This window comes from Pseudomonas sp. MIS38, from assembly GCF_019891575.1.
Lineage (GTDB): Bacteria > Pseudomonadota > Gammaproteobacteria > Pseudomonadales > Pseudomonadaceae > Aquipseudomonas > Aquipseudomonas putida_A.
In genome coordinates, this window is the sequence record NZ_JAFLXF010000035.1 from 1 (window position 1) to 15295 (window position 15295).

The 15295-nt window shown below is 61.2% G+C and carries 15 protein-coding genes and 1 pseudogene; 11 read left to right on the forward strand and 5 right to left on the reverse strand.

Translation table 11 applies throughout. The features are described 5' to 3' along the window. The 3 genes and pseudogenes from J1G18_RS26705 to J1G18_RS26715 all read right to left on the reverse strand — a co-directional run. Window positions 1-757 (reverse strand): annotated as a pseudogene (locus tag J1G18_RS26705) (hypothetical protein); the annotation flags it as partial. A gap of 487 nt (window positions 758-1244) precedes the next feature. Then, entirely contained in the window at window positions 1245-2012 is a 768-nt protein-coding gene (locus J1G18_RS26710) for a helix-turn-helix transcriptional regulator (RefSeq protein ID WP_223009350.1), read from the reverse strand. A 149-nt stretch (window positions 2013-2161) separates the two neighbouring features. After that, window positions 2162-3085, reverse strand: a complete 924-nt coding sequence (locus J1G18_RS26715) for a universal stress protein (protein ID WP_223009352.1) — start codon at window positions 3083-3085, stop codon at window positions 2162-2164. A gap of 376 nt (window positions 3086-3461) precedes the next feature. On the opposite strand from J1G18_RS26715, the gene J1G18_RS26720 reads away from it, so the two are divergent. From J1G18_RS26720 to J1G18_RS26735, 4 genes are all read left to right on the forward strand, one after another. Continuing rightward, entirely contained in the window at window positions 3462-4535 is a 1074-nt protein-coding gene (locus J1G18_RS26720; RefSeq protein ID WP_098968307.1) for an NAD(P)-dependent alcohol dehydrogenase, read from the forward strand. Window positions 4536-4571: 36 nt separating this feature from the next. Next, window positions 4572-4781 carry a hypothetical protein gene (locus J1G18_RS26725; protein ID WP_098968308.1) on the forward strand — a complete coding sequence of 70 codons (210 nt, stop codon included), beginning with the start codon at window positions 4572-4574 and terminating at the stop codon, window positions 4779-4781. A gap of 38 nt (window positions 4782-4819) precedes the next feature. After that, window positions 4820-6058 carry an MgtC/SapB family protein gene (locus J1G18_RS26730; RefSeq protein ID WP_223009354.1) on the forward strand — a complete coding sequence of 413 codons (1239 nt, stop codon included), beginning with the start codon at window positions 4820-4822 and terminating at the stop codon, window positions 6056-6058. Window positions 6059-6175: 117 nt separating this feature from the next. Beyond that, on the forward strand, window positions 6176-7099 hold the full coding sequence (locus tag J1G18_RS26735) for a universal stress protein (RefSeq protein WP_135295549.1): 924 nt from the start codon (window positions 6176-6178) through the stop codon (window positions 7097-7099). Between the two features lie 51 nt (window positions 7100-7150). Here J1G18_RS26735 and J1G18_RS26740 read toward each other — a convergent pair whose 3' ends face one another. Next, window positions 7151-7714 carry a GNAT family N-acetyltransferase gene (locus tag J1G18_RS26740; RefSeq protein ID WP_135295550.1) on the reverse strand — a complete coding sequence of 188 codons (564 nt, stop codon included), beginning with the start codon at window positions 7712-7714 and terminating at the stop codon, window positions 7151-7153. A 154-nt stretch (window positions 7715-7868) separates the two neighbouring features. Further along, window positions 7869-8612, reverse strand: coding sequence for a fumarate/nitrate reduction transcriptional regulator Fnr (gene fnr / locus J1G18_RS26745; RefSeq protein WP_223009356.1), 744 nt, complete (start codon window positions 8610-8612; stop codon window positions 7869-7871). A 261-nt stretch (window positions 8613-8873) separates the two neighbouring features. Here fnr and J1G18_RS26750 point away from each other — a divergent pair, with 261 nt between their 5' ends. The 7 genes from J1G18_RS26750 to J1G18_RS26780 all read left to right on the forward strand — a co-directional run bounded on the left by J1G18_RS26750 (window position 8874) and on the right by J1G18_RS26780 (window position 15290). Further along, entirely contained in the window at window positions 8874-9791 is a 918-nt protein-coding gene (locus J1G18_RS26750) for a universal stress protein (protein ID WP_223009358.1), read from the forward strand. 159 nt (window positions 9792-9950) lie between these two features. Next, window positions 9951-10583 carry an isochorismate family cysteine hydrolase YcaC gene (gene ycaC, locus J1G18_RS26755; RefSeq protein WP_041074995.1) on the forward strand — a complete coding sequence of 211 codons (633 nt, stop codon included), beginning with the start codon at window positions 9951-9953 and terminating at the stop codon, window positions 10581-10583. Window positions 10584-10784: 201 nt separating this feature from the next. Then, on the forward strand, window positions 10785-11720 hold the full coding sequence (locus J1G18_RS26760; protein ID WP_223009360.1) for a Gfo/Idh/MocA family protein: 936 nt from the start codon (window positions 10785-10787) through the stop codon (window positions 11718-11720). Between the two features lie 215 nt (window positions 11721-11935). Next, window positions 11936-12988 (forward strand): isopenicillin N synthase family dioxygenase, encoded by a 1053-nt coding sequence (locus J1G18_RS26765; RefSeq protein ID WP_223009362.1) that lies wholly within the window; start codon window positions 11936-11938, stop codon window positions 12986-12988. A 27-nt stretch (window positions 12989-13015) separates the two neighbouring features. After that, window positions 13016-13825: a MetQ/NlpA family ABC transporter substrate-binding protein gene (locus J1G18_RS26770; RefSeq protein WP_223009364.1), complete on the forward strand. Its 810-nt coding sequence runs from the start codon at window positions 13016-13018 to the stop codon at window positions 13823-13825. Next, entirely contained in the window at window positions 13822-14622 is an 801-nt protein-coding gene (locus J1G18_RS26775) for a methionine ABC transporter ATP-binding protein (RefSeq protein ID WP_210559027.1), read from the forward strand. Before J1G18_RS26770 ends, J1G18_RS26775 begins: the two co-directional genes overlap by 4 nt. Beyond that, the gene (locus tag J1G18_RS26780; RefSeq protein WP_210559026.1) at window positions 14619-15290 is read left to right on the forward strand and encodes a methionine ABC transporter permease; all 672 of its coding nucleotides are present in this window, start codon (window positions 14619-14621) and stop codon (window positions 15288-15290) included. The genes J1G18_RS26775 and J1G18_RS26780 overlap by 4 nt, the downstream gene beginning before the upstream one ends. Window positions 15291-15295: the final 5 nt, after the last annotated feature.

Here is a 15295-nt window from a genome sequence, read left to right on the forward strand (position 1 = left end):
TGCACCAGTCTTCCGATTCATTGCCGACGATGTCGCGCACTTTGAAGGTGACCGCCAGACCGAAGAGGTCGGTGTCACCAGCCCGTTCAATGGTGGCTTTGGAGACCGTGATTAATATCGGGTTTGCCGCTGGATCGTTGATCTGCTCCAGGGTCACCGGTGTGGAATACTCAAAAAAGCCACCCCAACTGAGATGAATGACGTCGCCCTCCGCAATGTCGGGGTAAGGCAAGCCGCTGCCGGACTCGGACCTGATGACAATCGGCACCCCCGCTTCGGCAACGTCTTTGTCCACACCGCCGTTGACGATTGCCGGGGGAATGTACATGTACAGGTTGGAGTGACCAGGGCCCGGGTCGATGTCCTGGCCAGCGGGGATTTCCAGTTTGACGAAGAGGTTGAGGGGCTTGTCCGGACGCTCTTCTTTTTGATTGGGCTGTTTGATTTCGTAGGTGAGTTCGTAAGAACCTGTCTGCAGATGACGGGGAGCCACCCACAAGAGGGTCGGTTGCTTGAGCTCGGCTTCGTCAATGATGGGACGCCCGTCGACCTCACGGTCATTGAGCAGCAGCTTGACGGTATCTCCAACAGCCTTGGTGGCCCAGATGGGGATGACGACAAGCAGTCCGAGGTCGGGAAAAGTGAACACCGCCGCCCGGTTGATCCCCCACTGGCCGGAAGGCAGGAGGCGCCCGAGCACTATCGGGTCCAGCAGTGAATGGGGGGCAGAGATTTTCATCTTGGGCTGAACGAGCATGGACGGAACTCCAAGCGAACTGTCGGGAGACAAAGGGCGTGGAGTTATTCAGCGCTGAAGATGACGGCTCTGGCTACTGTCAGAAATTACAGGTACGAGGCCTTTTCGGATGAGCGGTAAGGCACGGCCCGACGGATAAAAAGACGCTGCCCGGCATCCCTTTGCGCCTTCTGTGCCCGTCGCGGGCAGTGCCTGCAGGACTTGAATAAGGTGGTTGCCAGCCGTACCGGCCTCTTCGCGAGCAAGCCCGCTCCCACAGTTTTAGCCGGGTGTTGCCGTAACCATTGGCTCAGCGCATACCAATGTGGGAGCGGGCTTGCTCGCGAATGCGGTGTGCCAGCCAACACCTTAAGTGCCTGACACGGCCTCTTCGCGAGCAAGCCCGCTCCCACAGTTTTAACCGGGTGTTGCTGTAACCATCGGCTCAACGTATTTCGATGTGGGAGCGGGCTTGCTCGCAGCGGCAGTTCCTGCAGATCGGGCACCATCAAGCGGCGTGGGGTGAGCCGGGCAGGGTGGCGGTATGTTCAGGCGAATACATCCAGCGCATCAACGAATGACGGCCACTGATCCCCAGTTTGATCGCCGCGCGCTTGAGATAGCTTTCCACCGTGTTGACCTTCAACTGCAACTGTTCGGCCAGCTCCGGTGCGGTACGCCCGGCGAGCAGGCCGATGCACACTTCGGTTTCGCGATTGGACAGGCTCAGGCCCAGTTGCTGCAAACGCTCGTTGAAGCGCAGCCGCAGGTTTTCCAGGCCCTGTTGCGCGCCGTCAGCGCCGGCCGACGGGTCTTCTGTACTGGTCTGCTGAGGTTGCAGGGCGTGAATGTGTTTTTCCACCATCGGCAGCAGCACCGGAGAAATGTCCTGCAACAAGCTCTGCTCCTGAGCCGAGAACCGTTGCGACTGGTCGTTGCGATACACCGAAATCACGTAGCGGTAGCCGTCCTTGCGCCGGGTCAGGTGCAGTTGCGAGGCATCGGCGCTGGCCGCGTCTGGCGTGTCCATCGGCTCGCTCGAGCGTGCGGCAATCTGTTCGCAGAATACCGTTTCAGCCTGCTGGGCCGAGTCTTGGCCGGTTTCCGGCGGGTTGCGATGGGCGGGGCGGCCCACCGGCTCGACGCGCATCTGGCGAATGTGTGTGGCGTCCACCGCCAGTTGTGTCTGGATCAGGTCATGCAGCATCCGCGGAAAGTGCCGGCTGCCGGTGCTCGCAATGACTTTACCGATGTGGGGAAACAGGTGTGAATTCATAAACATCATCCATGAGTTGCAGGTGAAACAGTCCCATTCCTGACCTGCGTCGAGCATGTTCCCTGGTCGGCGCAAATGTCAGGATGTGGATCCTATCCTAGTACAACGTTTGAAAGACGGTTTAATGAAGGTGTTATTAGCTCATAACCTCATTCGAGCTTTTCCGGCGCCACCACCCACACACTGCATGGCATCCGGTACAGCAGGTGTTCGACGGTGCTACCGATCAGGCGGCCCATGCCCCGGTGCGCGACGCGGCCCATGACGATTACGTCAATGTCGTACGCGTCGGCGTAACTGGCCAGTACCTTGGCCGGGTCGCCCATGATCATGTGCTGGTTTTCTGCCGGAATATCGTTGCGCTCGGCCAGTTCACGAAAGGCTTCGCCCTGGGCATCGAACAGCGCCTTGGCGGCGCTGGAGGAAAAGAACGCCGAGGCATGATCGAAACCGAATTCGGCGGCGCTGATCGAGGACAGGTCGTGGGCGTAGATCACGTCCAGCTCGGCTTTACACAAACTTGCCAGTTTGCCGGCTTCGTACAGAATCCGGTCGTTCAGACCCTGGTACTGCCCATCGCGATGGAACGGGTCGACCGCCGCGACAATACGCCGTGGCAGAGCATGTTGCACATGGCTGACAAAGTGCAGCGGCACCGGGCACTCGCGCAGCAGATGCACATCCAGCGGGGTGAACATCAGGCGTGACAGCAGCGATTCGTGCTCCAGTGCCTTGATCAGCGCCGCCATCGGCTGTTCGCGCAGGTGAATGAGGATTTCCTCCAGTGGACTTTCGACCCAGACCACTTCGGTGGTGACGTGCACCCCGAGTTTGCGCAGCGGCCGAGCCTGGTCTTCGAGCCATTGGTGATGGCGCTCGACGTAGCCCAGGCGCATTTGCTCCAGCGCCTGTTCATTGACCAGCCCGGCAGTCGCCAGGCCTTCCAGATAATCGAACGCAACGATGTGCAAGGCCGCGTCAGACGCCTTGGCCAGCGCGGCGGCGCGTTCGAAAGCCGGGCTGTTTTTCATCAGGGGCGAAACCACCAGCATGAAACGCGATTGCTCAGACATGACAAATCTCCCGTGGTTGATCGCACACACGACGCGAAAAGGCGGCGCGGTGTTCGTGCCGTGAGCCTTGCGCCCATCGTGGCGCCGGTGTGGCGGGCGGGATTGATATTTGTCAACGGGACGATTCGGCAGCACAGCTCATCGGACGCGCGGTATGTGGTGACCGTAATGGCCCCTTCGCGAGCAAGCCCGCTCCCACGGGGGGATGCGATGTTCACGGGTTGGGTGGCTGCCCGAGATCCAGTGTGGGAGCGGGCTTGCTCGCGAAAGCGGTGAGCTGATCCACGCATTGTTTGACCATTATCAACTTCGGCGTCGTGACGACGGCGCAGGCTTGAGGGCATCTCAAGCTGCGACGCGCTCAGGGGAATTGACCATGGCCATGATGAAAGCGGCGATCTTCGTCGAAAAGAACCGCATCGTGCTCGAAGACAAGCCGATTCCGCAAGTCGGCCCACTGGATGCGCTGGTGCGCGTCACCACCACGACCCTCTGCGGCACCGACGTGCATATCCTGCGCGGCGAATACCCGGTGGCCAAAGGGCTGACCATCGGTCATGAGCCGGTGGGCGTCATCGAGCGGCTGGGTTCGCAGGTGCGGGGTTTCGTCGAGGGGCAACGGGTAATCGCCGGGGCCATTACGCCCAGCGGACAGAGTTACGCCTGTCTGTGCGGTTGCGGCTCGCAGGACGGCCCGGACACTCGCCACGGCTTCAAGGCGATTGGCGGCTGGAAGTTCGGCAACACCATCGACGGCTGCCAGGCCGAATACGTGCTGGTGCCGGACGCCCTGGCCAATCTGTGTCCGATCCCTGATGGCCTCAGCGACGAGCAGGTGCTGATGTGCCCGGACATCATGTCCACCGGGTTTTCCGGGGCGGAGCGCGGCGAGATCAATATCGGCGACACCGTCGCGGTGTTCGCCCTCGGGCCGATCGGCCTGTGTGCCGTGGCGGGTGCGCGCCTCAAGGGCGCTACCACGATCATTGGCGTCGATGGCGTGCCGGAGCGCATGAGCGTCGCCCGCCGGTTGGGCGCGACCCATGTGGTCAACTTCAAGGACGGCGACGTGGTCGAGCAGATCATGGCGTTGACCGATGGCCGTGGCGTCGACGTGTCCATCGAAGCGCTGGGCACCCAGGGCACGTTCGAATCGGCATTGCGGGTGCTGCGTCCCGGTGGCCGTTTGTCGAGTCTGGGGGTGTATTCCAGCGACCTGCGCATCCCGCTCGATGCCTTTGCCGCCGGGCTGGGCGATTACAGCATCGTCTCGACCCTGTGCCCCGGTGGCAAGGAGCGCATGCGTCGCTTGATGGCGGTGGTGCAAAGCGGCGCGGTCGATTTATCGCCGCTGGTGACCCATCGCTTCAAACTCGATGACATCGAGGCGGCGTACGAGTTGTTTGCGCATCAGCGCGACGGGGTCATGAAGGTCGCGATCAGCCCTTGAACAAGGGCCTTTTTCCGACTCGACGGAGGCTTTTCGATGAACATTGATATCAGTGCAACAGCGGCGCCGCATGGCTGGATCGTGTCCCTGGACGACTGGCAGGTGAGCTTCGATCACCTCGAGGACGCGCGGGCATTCGTCAGTCGGCTCAGGGCTCGCATCGATGCCCCGCACCCCTGGCCGCAGGCCAGCGAGCGCCAAGAAGCAGGCCAGCCTGCCAGAGCGGCGGACGCCGTCGTCGGCTGAAGCCGTTGGGCTGATGGACGGGACAGGGCGGATCGACGATGAATGAATCCCTTGGCATCACGCAGGCAGCGGCCGCCCTGGGCATCGGCATGCTCATCGGTCTTGAGCGCGAACGGCACAAGGGCAGCGGCGAACGTCGAGGCAGCGCAGGTTTGCGCACGTTTACGATCAGCGCATTGCTCGGCTACGCCGCGATGGTGGTGGGGGCGGCGCTGTTGGTGGGCATCGTCGCGATCGGTTTGACCTTGCTGATCACCGTCGCCTATTGGCGCGGGCGCGATGACGACCCCGGCGTGACCAGTGAAGTGGCGCTGATCATCGTGCTCATACTGGGCGCGTTGTGCACGCGCGCGCCCGAACTGGCGGTGGCGATTGGCGTGGTGGTGGCGGGATTGCTGACCTATCGGGAAAAACTGCATCACTTCGCGATCACTCAGTTGAGCGAAACCGAAATGCGCGACGGCCTGGTCTTGCTGATTACCGCGCTGGTGCTGCTGCCATTGACGCCGGATCGCTACATCGGGCCGTACGCCGCGCTCAATCTGCGCACCATCTGCACCTTGACGGTGTTGCTGATGCTGGTGGGGGCGGCAGGGCACATCGCCGTTCGTACGCTGGGCATTCGTTACGGCTACGTCATCAGCGCCATCGCTTCGGGTTTCGCTTCCAGCACCCTGACCATTGCGACCATGGGCCAACGGGTCGCCCGAGAACCGAATAATCTGCGGATCCTCAGCGCGGCGGCGCTGCTGTCCAATCTCGCCACCATGATTCAGACCGGGCTGATTCTCGCCACCGTCGATCCAGCCTTGTTGCGCAGCCTGTGGCTGCCGTTAGTGTCCGGCAGCGTGGCGGCGCTGATCTACAGCGCTGGTCTGATGTTTCCCCGACCGACCCAAGGCACTGACGAGACGCTGCCGGCGGGCGGCGCATTCAATCTGAAACTGGCCGTGATCATCGCATTGACCATGACGGCGATCACCCTGGTCTCGTCGGCCATGCTCAGTCAATTCGGCCAGGTGGGCGTGATGCTCACCGCGACCTTCAGCGGATTCGCCGATGCGCACGCGTCAACCGCTTCTATCGCCGGGCTGGCCAAGGCCGGTCTGTTACCGGTGGAAGCGATTGTCGCTCCCGCGCTGATCGCGATCAGCAGCAACTCATTGAGCAAATGCGTGGTGGCCTGGGTCAGTGGAGGCAGACGGTTTGCTGCGATTGTCATCCCCGGGCAGGTGCTGCTGACATTGGCGATGTGGGCCGGCACTTTGTGGCACTGAAACAGTGGCGGCGAAGGTTCGATGCAGAACTGATCAAGATCAACTCGCCGGTAGCAGGAGCGCGCAATCTGGATATCTGTTCACTCGATCCAGATGGCCGTCGTGCCGAGGTGCCCCATGTCGCAGACCCAACGTTTATTGTTGATTGCTCCCCCCACCATGAGCCACACACCGGCGTTCGAGCGTGCCGCTGCGTTGGCAGTCGCCATGCAATTGCCGTTGCACATCGTCGCCTTCGATTATCTGCAGGCGCTGGCGGTGGCGGGCCTGTTCGCCCCTGAGCAAATCCGTCTGGCCCGCGACGGTTATCTGCGCACGCATCGCCAGTGGCTGGCCGAGCAGGCCACATTGCTTGAGCGCCACGGTATCGAGGTCAGCAGTGAGGTGGTCTGGGTGCAACACCCGTACGAAGAAGTCCTGCAGTTCGTCAACGAGATGCCGTTGGCGCTGATCATCAAGGATGCGCAGCAGGAGTCGGCGTTGAAGCGGGTGTTTTACACCCCGCTGGATTGGCAATTGCTGCGCGATTGCCCGGTGCCGGTGCATCTGGTCACCGATGACGCGCATCCACGGCCACGCAGTGTGCTGGCGATCATCGATGTGTTGCGCAGTCAGGATCAGGATCTGCGCTTCAACGATCAGATTGTCGAAGCCGCCGTGCGCCTGGCCGAGCAGTGTGATGCCCGGCTCGAATTGCTGCATGTCTACGACTGGGCGGCGGTGTATGCCACCGACATGGGCTACGGCGCCTTACCGCTGGCCACCGGAATTTATGAAGCCTTGGGCAGCGCGCAACACGAAGCATTTGCTGCCCTGTCCGAGCGCCAGGGTGTACCGACGGCTTGCCGACATTTTGTCGAGGGGCCTCCGGTACCGAGCATTTGCGAGTTTGCCGTCGAACATCACATTGACGTGATCGTGTTGGGCACGGTGCAGCACCATGGGTTGAACAAGTTGTTGGGCACCACTGCCGAACAGATCCTGCATCGTGCGCCTTGCAGTGTGCTGGCGATCAAACCGGGACATACCTTGCAATCGTGAAAAAAAACGCCCGGTGGCGAGTCGTTTGCAGACTCGCCACCGGGCGTTTTTTTACAGCTGAAGACGGTGTATGACCTGACGGCTGTCGTCAGGATCGTGATGGGTTTCGAAGTTCAGGTTACGCGCCAGTTCACGCATCGCTTCGTTGCCGGCGGAGTCCACTGAATACATCCGGTGAAAGCCGTTTCTGCGCGCAGCCTTGATCAGATGCTCCATCAACAGCGTCCCCAGGCCCAGGTGTTGCCATTCATCTGCAACGGTCACGGCGCATTCGCATTCATGCTCGCCGGTGGCGGCATAACGGCTGATGCCGATTTCGATCAGCTGGCCATTTTCATGCACCAGGGCGATGAACGCCGTGCGCTGCTGGTTATCAGTGTCCATCAATTGATCGAGCAGCGCCGTGCCGGGCTCGCTGATCTGCGCCAGAAAACGCATGTGCCGGGACTCGGGCGACAGGCGCTTGATGAAGGCATATTCACGCTCGCGGTCCTTTTCCGCCAACGGACGGATCAACACATGACGCCCATCCTTGACGGCTTCAATCCAGTATTGCCCGGAGACTGCGGCGTAGGCGGCCACGGCCCGATCGTTGTGATCTTTGACAGTAAGCATGGGGTAATCCTCCATCCGGTTGGAAAGGCTGGCGCGCGAACACGCACCGTTCTTTCACTCCTTTTCTACGCGGTTGCCGGTGGCTGGATCTGATCTGGATCAGACGCACGCGATGGCGTCGCCGATCGAGGTGTTCGGGCAGGGGGCAATTGGCTCAGCGCGCTGAGCGGTGGCAGCCGGCAACCAATTGCTTGAGACCGTCCATGTTCTGGATCCGCACGTCGCGGCCGCTGATTTCCACCAGCTCCTGATCCCGCAGGTGGGCGATGCCCCGGCAGATAGTTTCCAGGCGCAGCCCCAGATAGGAGCCGATTTCCTCGCGGCGCATTTTCAGCACGAAATCCTTTGCGGAGTAACCGCGCAGGCTCAGGCGTTGCGACAGGTTGAGCAGAAACGCCGCCAGCCGCTCATCCGAGTTCATGTTGCCCATCAGCATCAACATGCTGTGGTCGCGCACGATTTCACGGCTCAGCAACCGGTTGAGGTTGTGCTGCAGCGACGGCAGGCTTTGCGCGAGCTTTTCCAGCTGCGCAAAGTGGATCGGGCAGACCTCGCTGTCCTCCAGGGCAAAGGCGTTGCAGGCATGCTCGTCGGCGCTGATAGCGTCCAGCCCGAGCATCTCGCCGGGGATGTGAAAACCGGTAACCTGTTCACGACCGTCCACCGACAGCATGCTGGTCTTGAACGAGCCGATTCGCACCGCGTACAGCGAGCGCAGCGGATCGCCGGTGCGGTACAGCGCCGCGCCCTTTTTGACCTTGACCCGTTGCACGATAAGCGTATCCAGGCGCGCGACCTCCGCACCGTTCATCCCGATCGGCAGACACAACTCCAGCACGCTGCAGTTGGAGCAAGCAGTCTTGAGGTGTTGTGCCTGGAGAACAGGTGCTTCTGACATGGGGGAGATCACGCTGGCGGGGGTGGGTTAAGCATAGGTGTCACTCACCCTGACACCGATCTCATTCATGTTCCGGCAGCGCCAAGTGACGAACGGACACAAACTTAGACGCGGGCTGCCGCAGTTCGGCCATTGCTTGATAAAAATCAGAGCCGTCAGGGGGCGGCGCCGGATACTGGCCGAGCAAGTCGTCGATACCCGATCGACAGGGATGTCAGGCTGGCCCTTGCGCCAGTACCGCACTGCCAGGACGAGGTTCGTATGCTCAGACTCAAACGAATGTTGTTGATTGCCCCCACCGAAATGACCCGCACCCCGGCCTTCGATCGCGCGGTTGCCCTGGCCCGGGCAACCGGTGCGGCGCTGCACATAGTGGCGTTCGATTACGTGCAGGCGCTGGCGGTGGCCGGTCTGTTTGACCACGACGCGATGGCCCAGGCGCGCGAGGGCTATTTGCAGGTGCACCGCCACTGGCTGGAGCAACAGGCGCGGTTCCAAGCGGGCAGCGGCGTACAGGTCAGCAGCGAAGTGGTGTGGTCCAGGGCCACGCCGGCGCACATGCTGGAGTACATCAACGACTATCGGGCCGATCTGGTGATCAAAGATACCCATCATGTCCCGGCGCTGAATCGGGCTTTCCATCGACCGCTGGACTGGCTGTTGCTGCGCGACTGTCCGACCCCGGTGCATCTGGTCACCGAAGCCCGTCATCCACTGCCGCTGAAAATTCTCGCCGCCGTCGACTTGTCGCATCTGGAGTATCTGACCCAAGGCCTCAACGAGCGCATCCTCGAACTGGCGGCAACGCTGGCACACGCCTGTGGCGCGGCCCTGCATGTACTCAATGTCAGCCACTGGTCAGTGCTGGGCGATGCGGCGATGAGCGTGCCGACCCTGAGTCTGGATCACAGCTTGTGCGAGGCGATCAACGACACTCAGAAAGAGGCTTTTGAGGCTCTGGCCGAGCGTTACGCCATCGAGTCTCACCGTCGACACCAGGTGACCGGAATACCGCACAAGATGATCGAGCAGTTCGCCCGCCAGAACGCGTTTGACATGCTGGTGCTCGGTACCGCCTACCCGCAAGGCCCGAACTTCATCGGTGCAACCGTCGAGAGTGTCCTGAACCGGGCGCCGTGCAGTTTGATGATCGCCAAACCAATTCTCGAGCCGAACTGAGTCGGAGGCTGGCAAGCCTGTGTTGTGTCGCCAGGATTGTCCGTTATGAGTTGACAGTGAAACGCTTTTCAACCGATTTATCGGTTCCGGTCGTGTCAGTAATCTGTGCCCATGTTCAACGCAACGCCCACTACCTCAACCAAGAAAAGGGATTCAAACATGAGCACTGCAACCTACAACCGCCTGAACAAAGACGACGCCGTAGTCCTGCTGGTCGACCACCAGACCGGTCTGATTTCTCTGGTTCAGGACTTCTCGCCGAACGAGTTCAAGAACAACGTCCTGGCCTTGGCCGACCTGGCAAAATTCTTCAACCTGCCGACCATTCTCACCACCAGTTTCGAACAAGGCCCCAACGGCCCGCTGGTTCCGGAACTGAAAGAAATGTTCCCCGATGCGCCGTACATCGCCCGCCCAGGCCAGATCAACGCCTGGGACAACGAAGACTTCGTCAAGGCGATCAAGGCCACCGGCCGCAAGCAGATCATCATTGCCGGTGTGGTCACCGACGTCTGCGTAGCGTTCCCGACCCTGTCGGCACTGGCCGAAGGCTTCGACGTATTCGTCGTCACCGACGCCTCCGGCACCTTCAACACCACCGTCCAGCAAGCCGCGTGGAACCGCATGACCCAGGCCGGCGCACAAATGATGAACTGGTTCTCGGTCGCCTGTGAGCTGCACCGCGACTGGCGCAACGACATCGAAGGGCTGGGCAATCTGCTGTCGCAGCGGATTCCGAACTACCGGAACCTGATGAACAGTTACTCGGCGTTGACCGCGCAGCAGAAGTGACTGCAGCGTTGTGAACGTGAAAGCCTGCCCTGAAAAGCAGGCTTTCTCTGTTTGCGCCGCTGCATCAGCGTTACTACCCGGCGCGATGAACCGAGCGCTGGCTTCTGCGGGTTTTTGATCAGACTCAGCTGGGTTTTCCGTGACGTTTACGGCTAATCTGCGCACTCGCTGACGACAACAAGATAAAAACAGGAGTCACTGATGCAACCGATCCGTCTCGGTCTGGTGGGCTACGGCAAGATTGCCCAGGATCAACATGTTCCGGCGATCAACGCCAATCCCGGATTTCGTCTGGTGGCGGTCGCCACGCAAGGTAAACCCTGTGCCGGGGTGGAGAACTTTCACTCGTTGAGCGAGTTGCTGGAGAACGGCCCCGAGGTGGATGCGATTGCGTTTTGTACGCCGCCGCAAGGTCGATTCGCCCTGGTGCAGCAGGCGCTGGCCGCCGGCAAACATGTGTTGGTGGAAAAACCGCCGTGCGCGACGCTGGGTGAGGCGCTGGCCCTGGTCAGTCAAGCGCAGCAACAGGGTGTCAGTGCGTTGTTCGCCTGGCATTCGCGCTACGCCCCCGGTATCGAAGCCGCCCGCGACTGGCTCGCCAGCCGCACACTGCAAAGCGTGCAGATCGACTGGAAGGAAGACGTGCGCAAGTGGCATCCCGGGCAGACGTGGATCTGGCAACCCGGTGGTCTGGGCGTTTTCGATCCGGGCATCAATGCCTTGTCGATTGTTACCCGTTTGCTGGCGCAGCCATTGTTTGTCGAAGCCGCCGAACTGCGTGTACCGGACAACTGCCAGTCGCCGATTGCTGCGTCGATCAAGATGTCCGATGCGAACCGGCTCGACGTGCAGGCGGAGTTCGATTTCGACCACGGTCACGACGAACTCTGGAGCATCGAGATTCGCTACGCCGAAGGGCTGCTGCGCCTGGACAACGGCGGGGCGCTGCTGAGCATCGACGGCGTGCGCCAGGCGGTGTCGGAAGAGGGCGAGTACACCGCGGTGTATCGACACTTCCGGCAACTGATTGGCGATCGGGCCAGCGACGTCGATCTGCAGCCACTGCGGCTGGTGGCTGACAGTTTCTTTGTCGGCAGCCGGGTGGCAGTCGAACCGTTTTATGACCCGGCACGTTGATCAGTTGAAGCGGGAGAGCTGTCGCGTGATGACAGCGAACTTGAGCGTCGGGCCTAAGCTAATGCAAAAAGGGTATTTGTTCGTGGTTTTTAAGATCGTTTAGTTTTGTCTCACGACGAATCAAACGCATCAAACCGATAGACCCCCGATTGCCATGACGGCACACGCTGAATCGATCAAAGGCTCTTCAGGTTTGGTTCACACGGGAGTGAATCATGCCGCATACCCTCGATATCACCACGCTGCCGACGCTGGACCTTTCGTTGTTCGAAGGCACCGCGCAACAGCGTTATGAATTTCTTGAAAACCTGCGTCACGCCGCGCGTGACGTCGGCTTTTTCTATCTCACCGGCCATGGCATCGACAGCCACCTGCTCAAACAGGTGCAGGATCACGCACGGCAGTTCTTCGCCTTGCCCGAGCAAGAAAAGACCGCCGTCGGCATGATCAATTCGCCGCACTTTCGCGGATACAACCGTGCCGCTTCCGAGATCACCCGTGGTCAACCCGACTGGCGTGAGCAGTTCGATCTCGGCGCCGAGCGCGAAGCGTTGCCGTTGGACGCGGAAAGCCCGTTGTGGGCGCGCTTGCAGGGGCCCAACCAATGGCCGGCGGCGCTGCCAGAACTGAAACCGCTGCTGCTCGAATGGCAACAGGCGATGACGCGCATGGCGTTGCGTCTGCTGCGTGCCTTTGCCCAGGCGCTGTCGCTGCGGGCGGACGCGTTCGATCAGTTGTACGGCGACAAGCCCAACGAACACATCAAGTTGATGCGCTATCCAGGCCAGGCCGCCAACGCGAGCCAGCAAGGCGTCGGCGCGCACAAGGATTCCGGATTCCTCAGCTTTCTCCTGCAAGACCAGCAGGCCGGGTTGCAAGTGGAAGTCGAGGAGGGGCGCTGGATCGATGCGCTGCCCCGCGACAACACGCTGGTGGTGAACATCGGCGAACTGCTGGAGCTGGCCACCAACGGTTATCTGCGCGCCACGGTGCATCGGGTGGTGTCGCCGCCCGCAGGCAGCGAACGCTTGTCCATCGCCTTCTTCCTCGGCGCGCAACTCGATGCCGTGGTGCCGCTGTACCCGTTGCCCACCGCGCTGCTGCGCGAAGCGCGTGGCCCGGCGAGTGATCCGCTCAATCCGTTGTTTCGCGATGTCGGCTGGAACTACCTCAAGGGACGGTTGCGTTCGCACCCCGACGTCGCCCGGCGCTTCTATGCCGACGCGCTGATGCCCGCCGCACCAACTCGTAAAACCGCCAACGCCTGATTCATCACTCGCTCAAGGACTCCGCACATGTTGAAAAAAGCAGGTTTGACCCTGGCCGTGCTCGGCGCGCTGGTGACTTCGTTCGGCGCTCAGGCACTTGAGCCGTTGCGGGTGGCGGCCGACCCGGTGCCCCACGCGCAGATTCTCGCGTACATCCAGACAATCGATCCGCAACTCAACCTCAAGGTCATCGAGATTCCTAACGGCGTGAACTCCAACGAGCTGTTGGTGCACGGTGATGTCGATGCCAATTACTTCCAACATCTGCCGTATCTGAAATCCCAGGAACAAGCACTGGGGCAGAAACTCGCGGTGGCCGCCACGGTGCATATCGAGCCGCTGGGCATCTATTCGCGCCGACACAAAAGCTTCGCCGACGTGCCGGAAAAAGGCACCGTGGCGGTGCCCAACAACGTCACCAACCTGAGCCGTTCACTTTACCTGTTGCAGGACAACGGGCTGATCAAACTCAAGCCCGGTTTCAAGGATCCGGCAGCCGATCAGGCCACGCCCAAGGACATCGCCGAGAACCCGAAACAGCTGAAGATCCTTGAAATCGAATCGCCGCAAATCCCTCGGGCCCTGGACGATGTCGACCTTGCGGTGATCAACGGCAACTACGCGCTGGAAGCCGGACTGGTGCCGGCCCAGGATGCGCTGGGGCTGGAGAAGGCCGAGCACAATCCGTACGCCAACATTCTGGTGACCACGCCGACACTGCAAAACGATCCGCGCATCGCACAACTGGCCAAAGACCTGACCTCGCCGCAAGTGGCGAAATACATCACTGATAACTTCAAGGGTTCGGTGATTCCGGTGGAGGATGGCAAGCCATGATCGTCGTCGAGCAGTTGAGCAAGACTTACCCGGCGGCGCCGGCACCGGCGCTGGATCAGGTGTCGTTGAGTATTCCCGACGGCGCGATCTACGGCATTCTCGGGCGGAGCGGGGCAGGTAAGTCGACCCTGTTGCGTTGTCTCAATCTGCTCGAACGCCCGGACAGCGGGCGAATCCTGATCGACGGCGTGGACCTGCTGACCCTGTCGCCCAGCGACCTGCGCCGCCAGCGTCAGCGCATCGGCATGATCTTCCAGGGCTTCAATCTGCTGCATTCGCGCACCGTGTTCGACAACATCGCCGTGCCGCTGGAAATCGCCAACGTCGGCAAACCGTGGCGCCATGTGCGGGTGCGCGAACTGCTGGAACTGGTCGGTTTGACGGACAAGGCGCAAGCGTTTCCCTCGCAGTTGTCCGGTGGGCAAAAACAACGGGTGGGGATTGCCCGCGCCCTGGCAGCGGAGCCTGCGTATCTGCTGTCGGACGAAGCCACCAGTGCACTGGATCCGGAAACCACGGCGTCGATTCTTGAGCTGCTGCGCGATATCAATCGGCAACTGGGCGTGACCATCGTGCTGATCACCCATGAGCTGGAGGTGGTCAAGTCGATCTGCGATCACGCGGCGTTGATGGCGGACGGGCGTCTGGTCGAGTCCGGCCCGGTGCCGCGCTTGCTCGCCGATGCGCAATCGAGTCTCGGCACTTCGTTACGTCCGACCTGCGGCCTGCCGCTGGGCCACGACATCCCCGGGCTCAGCTTCCTCAAGCAATACGGCGTGCGGGCGGCCCAGTCATGAACCGCGCGATCAACTGGGATGAAATCCTGCAACTGGTGTTCAACGCCACCGGCGAAACCCTGTACATGGTCTTGCTTGCCGGGCTGTTCACGCTGCTGATCGGTTTGCCGCTCGGGGTGTTGCTGTTTGTCAGTCGCCGAGACGGACTGTGGCCGCTGCCACGGCTCAATGCCGCGATGGGTTCGCTGGTCAATCTGGGGCGCTCGCTGCCGTTTGTGGTGATGTTGATTGCACTGATTCCGCTGACCCGACTGGTGGTCGGCACCACCCTCGGCAGCACCGCTGCGGTAGTGCCGATCACCATCGGCGCGTTTCCGTTTTTTGCGCGGATCGTCGAGAACGCGCTGGACGAAGTCGACAAGGGCCGCATCGAAGCGATCCTCGCCATGGGCGGCGACATCCGTCATGTGATTTTCAAAGTGCTGTTGCCCGAAGCGCTGCCCGCGTTGCTGGCGGGGATCACTCTGACGCTGGTGATGCTGATCGGTTTTTCATCCATGGCCGGGGTGATTGGCGGTGGCGGCCTCGGTGATCTGGCGATCCGATATGGCTATCAGCGTTTCAACAATGAAGTGATGGTCGCCACCGTGGTGGTGCTGGTCATTCTGGTGCAGGGCGTGCAGAGCCTGGGCGACCGGCTGGTGCGTTCGCTGGCCCATCGGCGTTAAGGAAT

Coding starts and splice junctions, on each gene's coding strand:
- J1G18_RS26715 (WP_223009352.1), bottom strand. CDS start 3,085: ATGTCTGAGCAATCGCGTTTCATGCTGGTGGTTTCGCCCCTGATGAAA.
- J1G18_RS26725 (WP_098968308.1), top strand. CDS start 4,572: ATGAACATTGATATCAGTGCAACAGCGGCGCCGCATGGCTGGATCGTG.
- J1G18_RS26735 (WP_135295549.1), top strand. CDS start 6,176: ATGTCGCAGACCCAACGTTTATTGTTGATTGCTCCCCCCACCATGAGC.
- J1G18_RS26740 (WP_135295550.1), bottom strand. CDS start 7,714: ATGCTTACTGTCAAAGATCACAACGATCGGGCCGTGGCCGCCTACGCC.
- ycaC (WP_041074995.1), top strand. CDS start 9,951: ATGAGCACTGCAACCTACAACCGCCTGAACAAAGACGACGCCGTAGTC.
- J1G18_RS26750 (WP_223009358.1), top strand. CDS start 8,874: ATGCTCAGACTCAAACGAATGTTGTTGATTGCCCCCACCGAAATGACC.
- J1G18_RS26765 (WP_223009362.1), top strand. CDS start 11,936: ATGCCGCATACCCTCGATATCACCACGCTGCCGACGCTGGACCTTTCG.
- J1G18_RS26710 (WP_223009350.1), bottom strand. CDS start 2,012: ATGAATTCACACCTGTTTCCCCACATCGGTAAAGTCATTGCGAGCACC.
- J1G18_RS26730 (WP_223009354.1), top strand. CDS start 4,820: ATGAATGAATCCCTTGGCATCACGCAGGCAGCGGCCGCCCTGGGCATC.
- J1G18_RS26760 (WP_223009360.1), top strand. CDS start 10,785: ATGCAACCGATCCGTCTCGGTCTGGTGGGCTACGGCAAGATTGCCCAG.
- J1G18_RS26720 (WP_098968307.1), top strand. CDS start 3,462: ATGGCCATGATGAAAGCGGCGATCTTCGTCGAAAAGAACCGCATCGTG.
- J1G18_RS26780 (WP_210559026.1), top strand. CDS start 14,619: ATGAACCGCGCGATCAACTGGGATGAAATCCTGCAACTGGTGTTCAAC.
- fnr (WP_223009356.1), bottom strand. CDS start 8,612: ATGTCAGAAGCACCTGTTCTCCAGGCACAACACCTCAAGACTGCTTGC.
- J1G18_RS26775 (WP_210559027.1), top strand. CDS start 13,822: ATGATCGTCGTCGAGCAGTTGAGCAAGACTTACCCGGCGGCGCCGGCA.
- J1G18_RS26770 (WP_223009364.1), top strand. CDS start 13,016: ATGTTGAAAAAAGCAGGTTTGACCCTGGCCGTGCTCGGCGCGCTGGTG.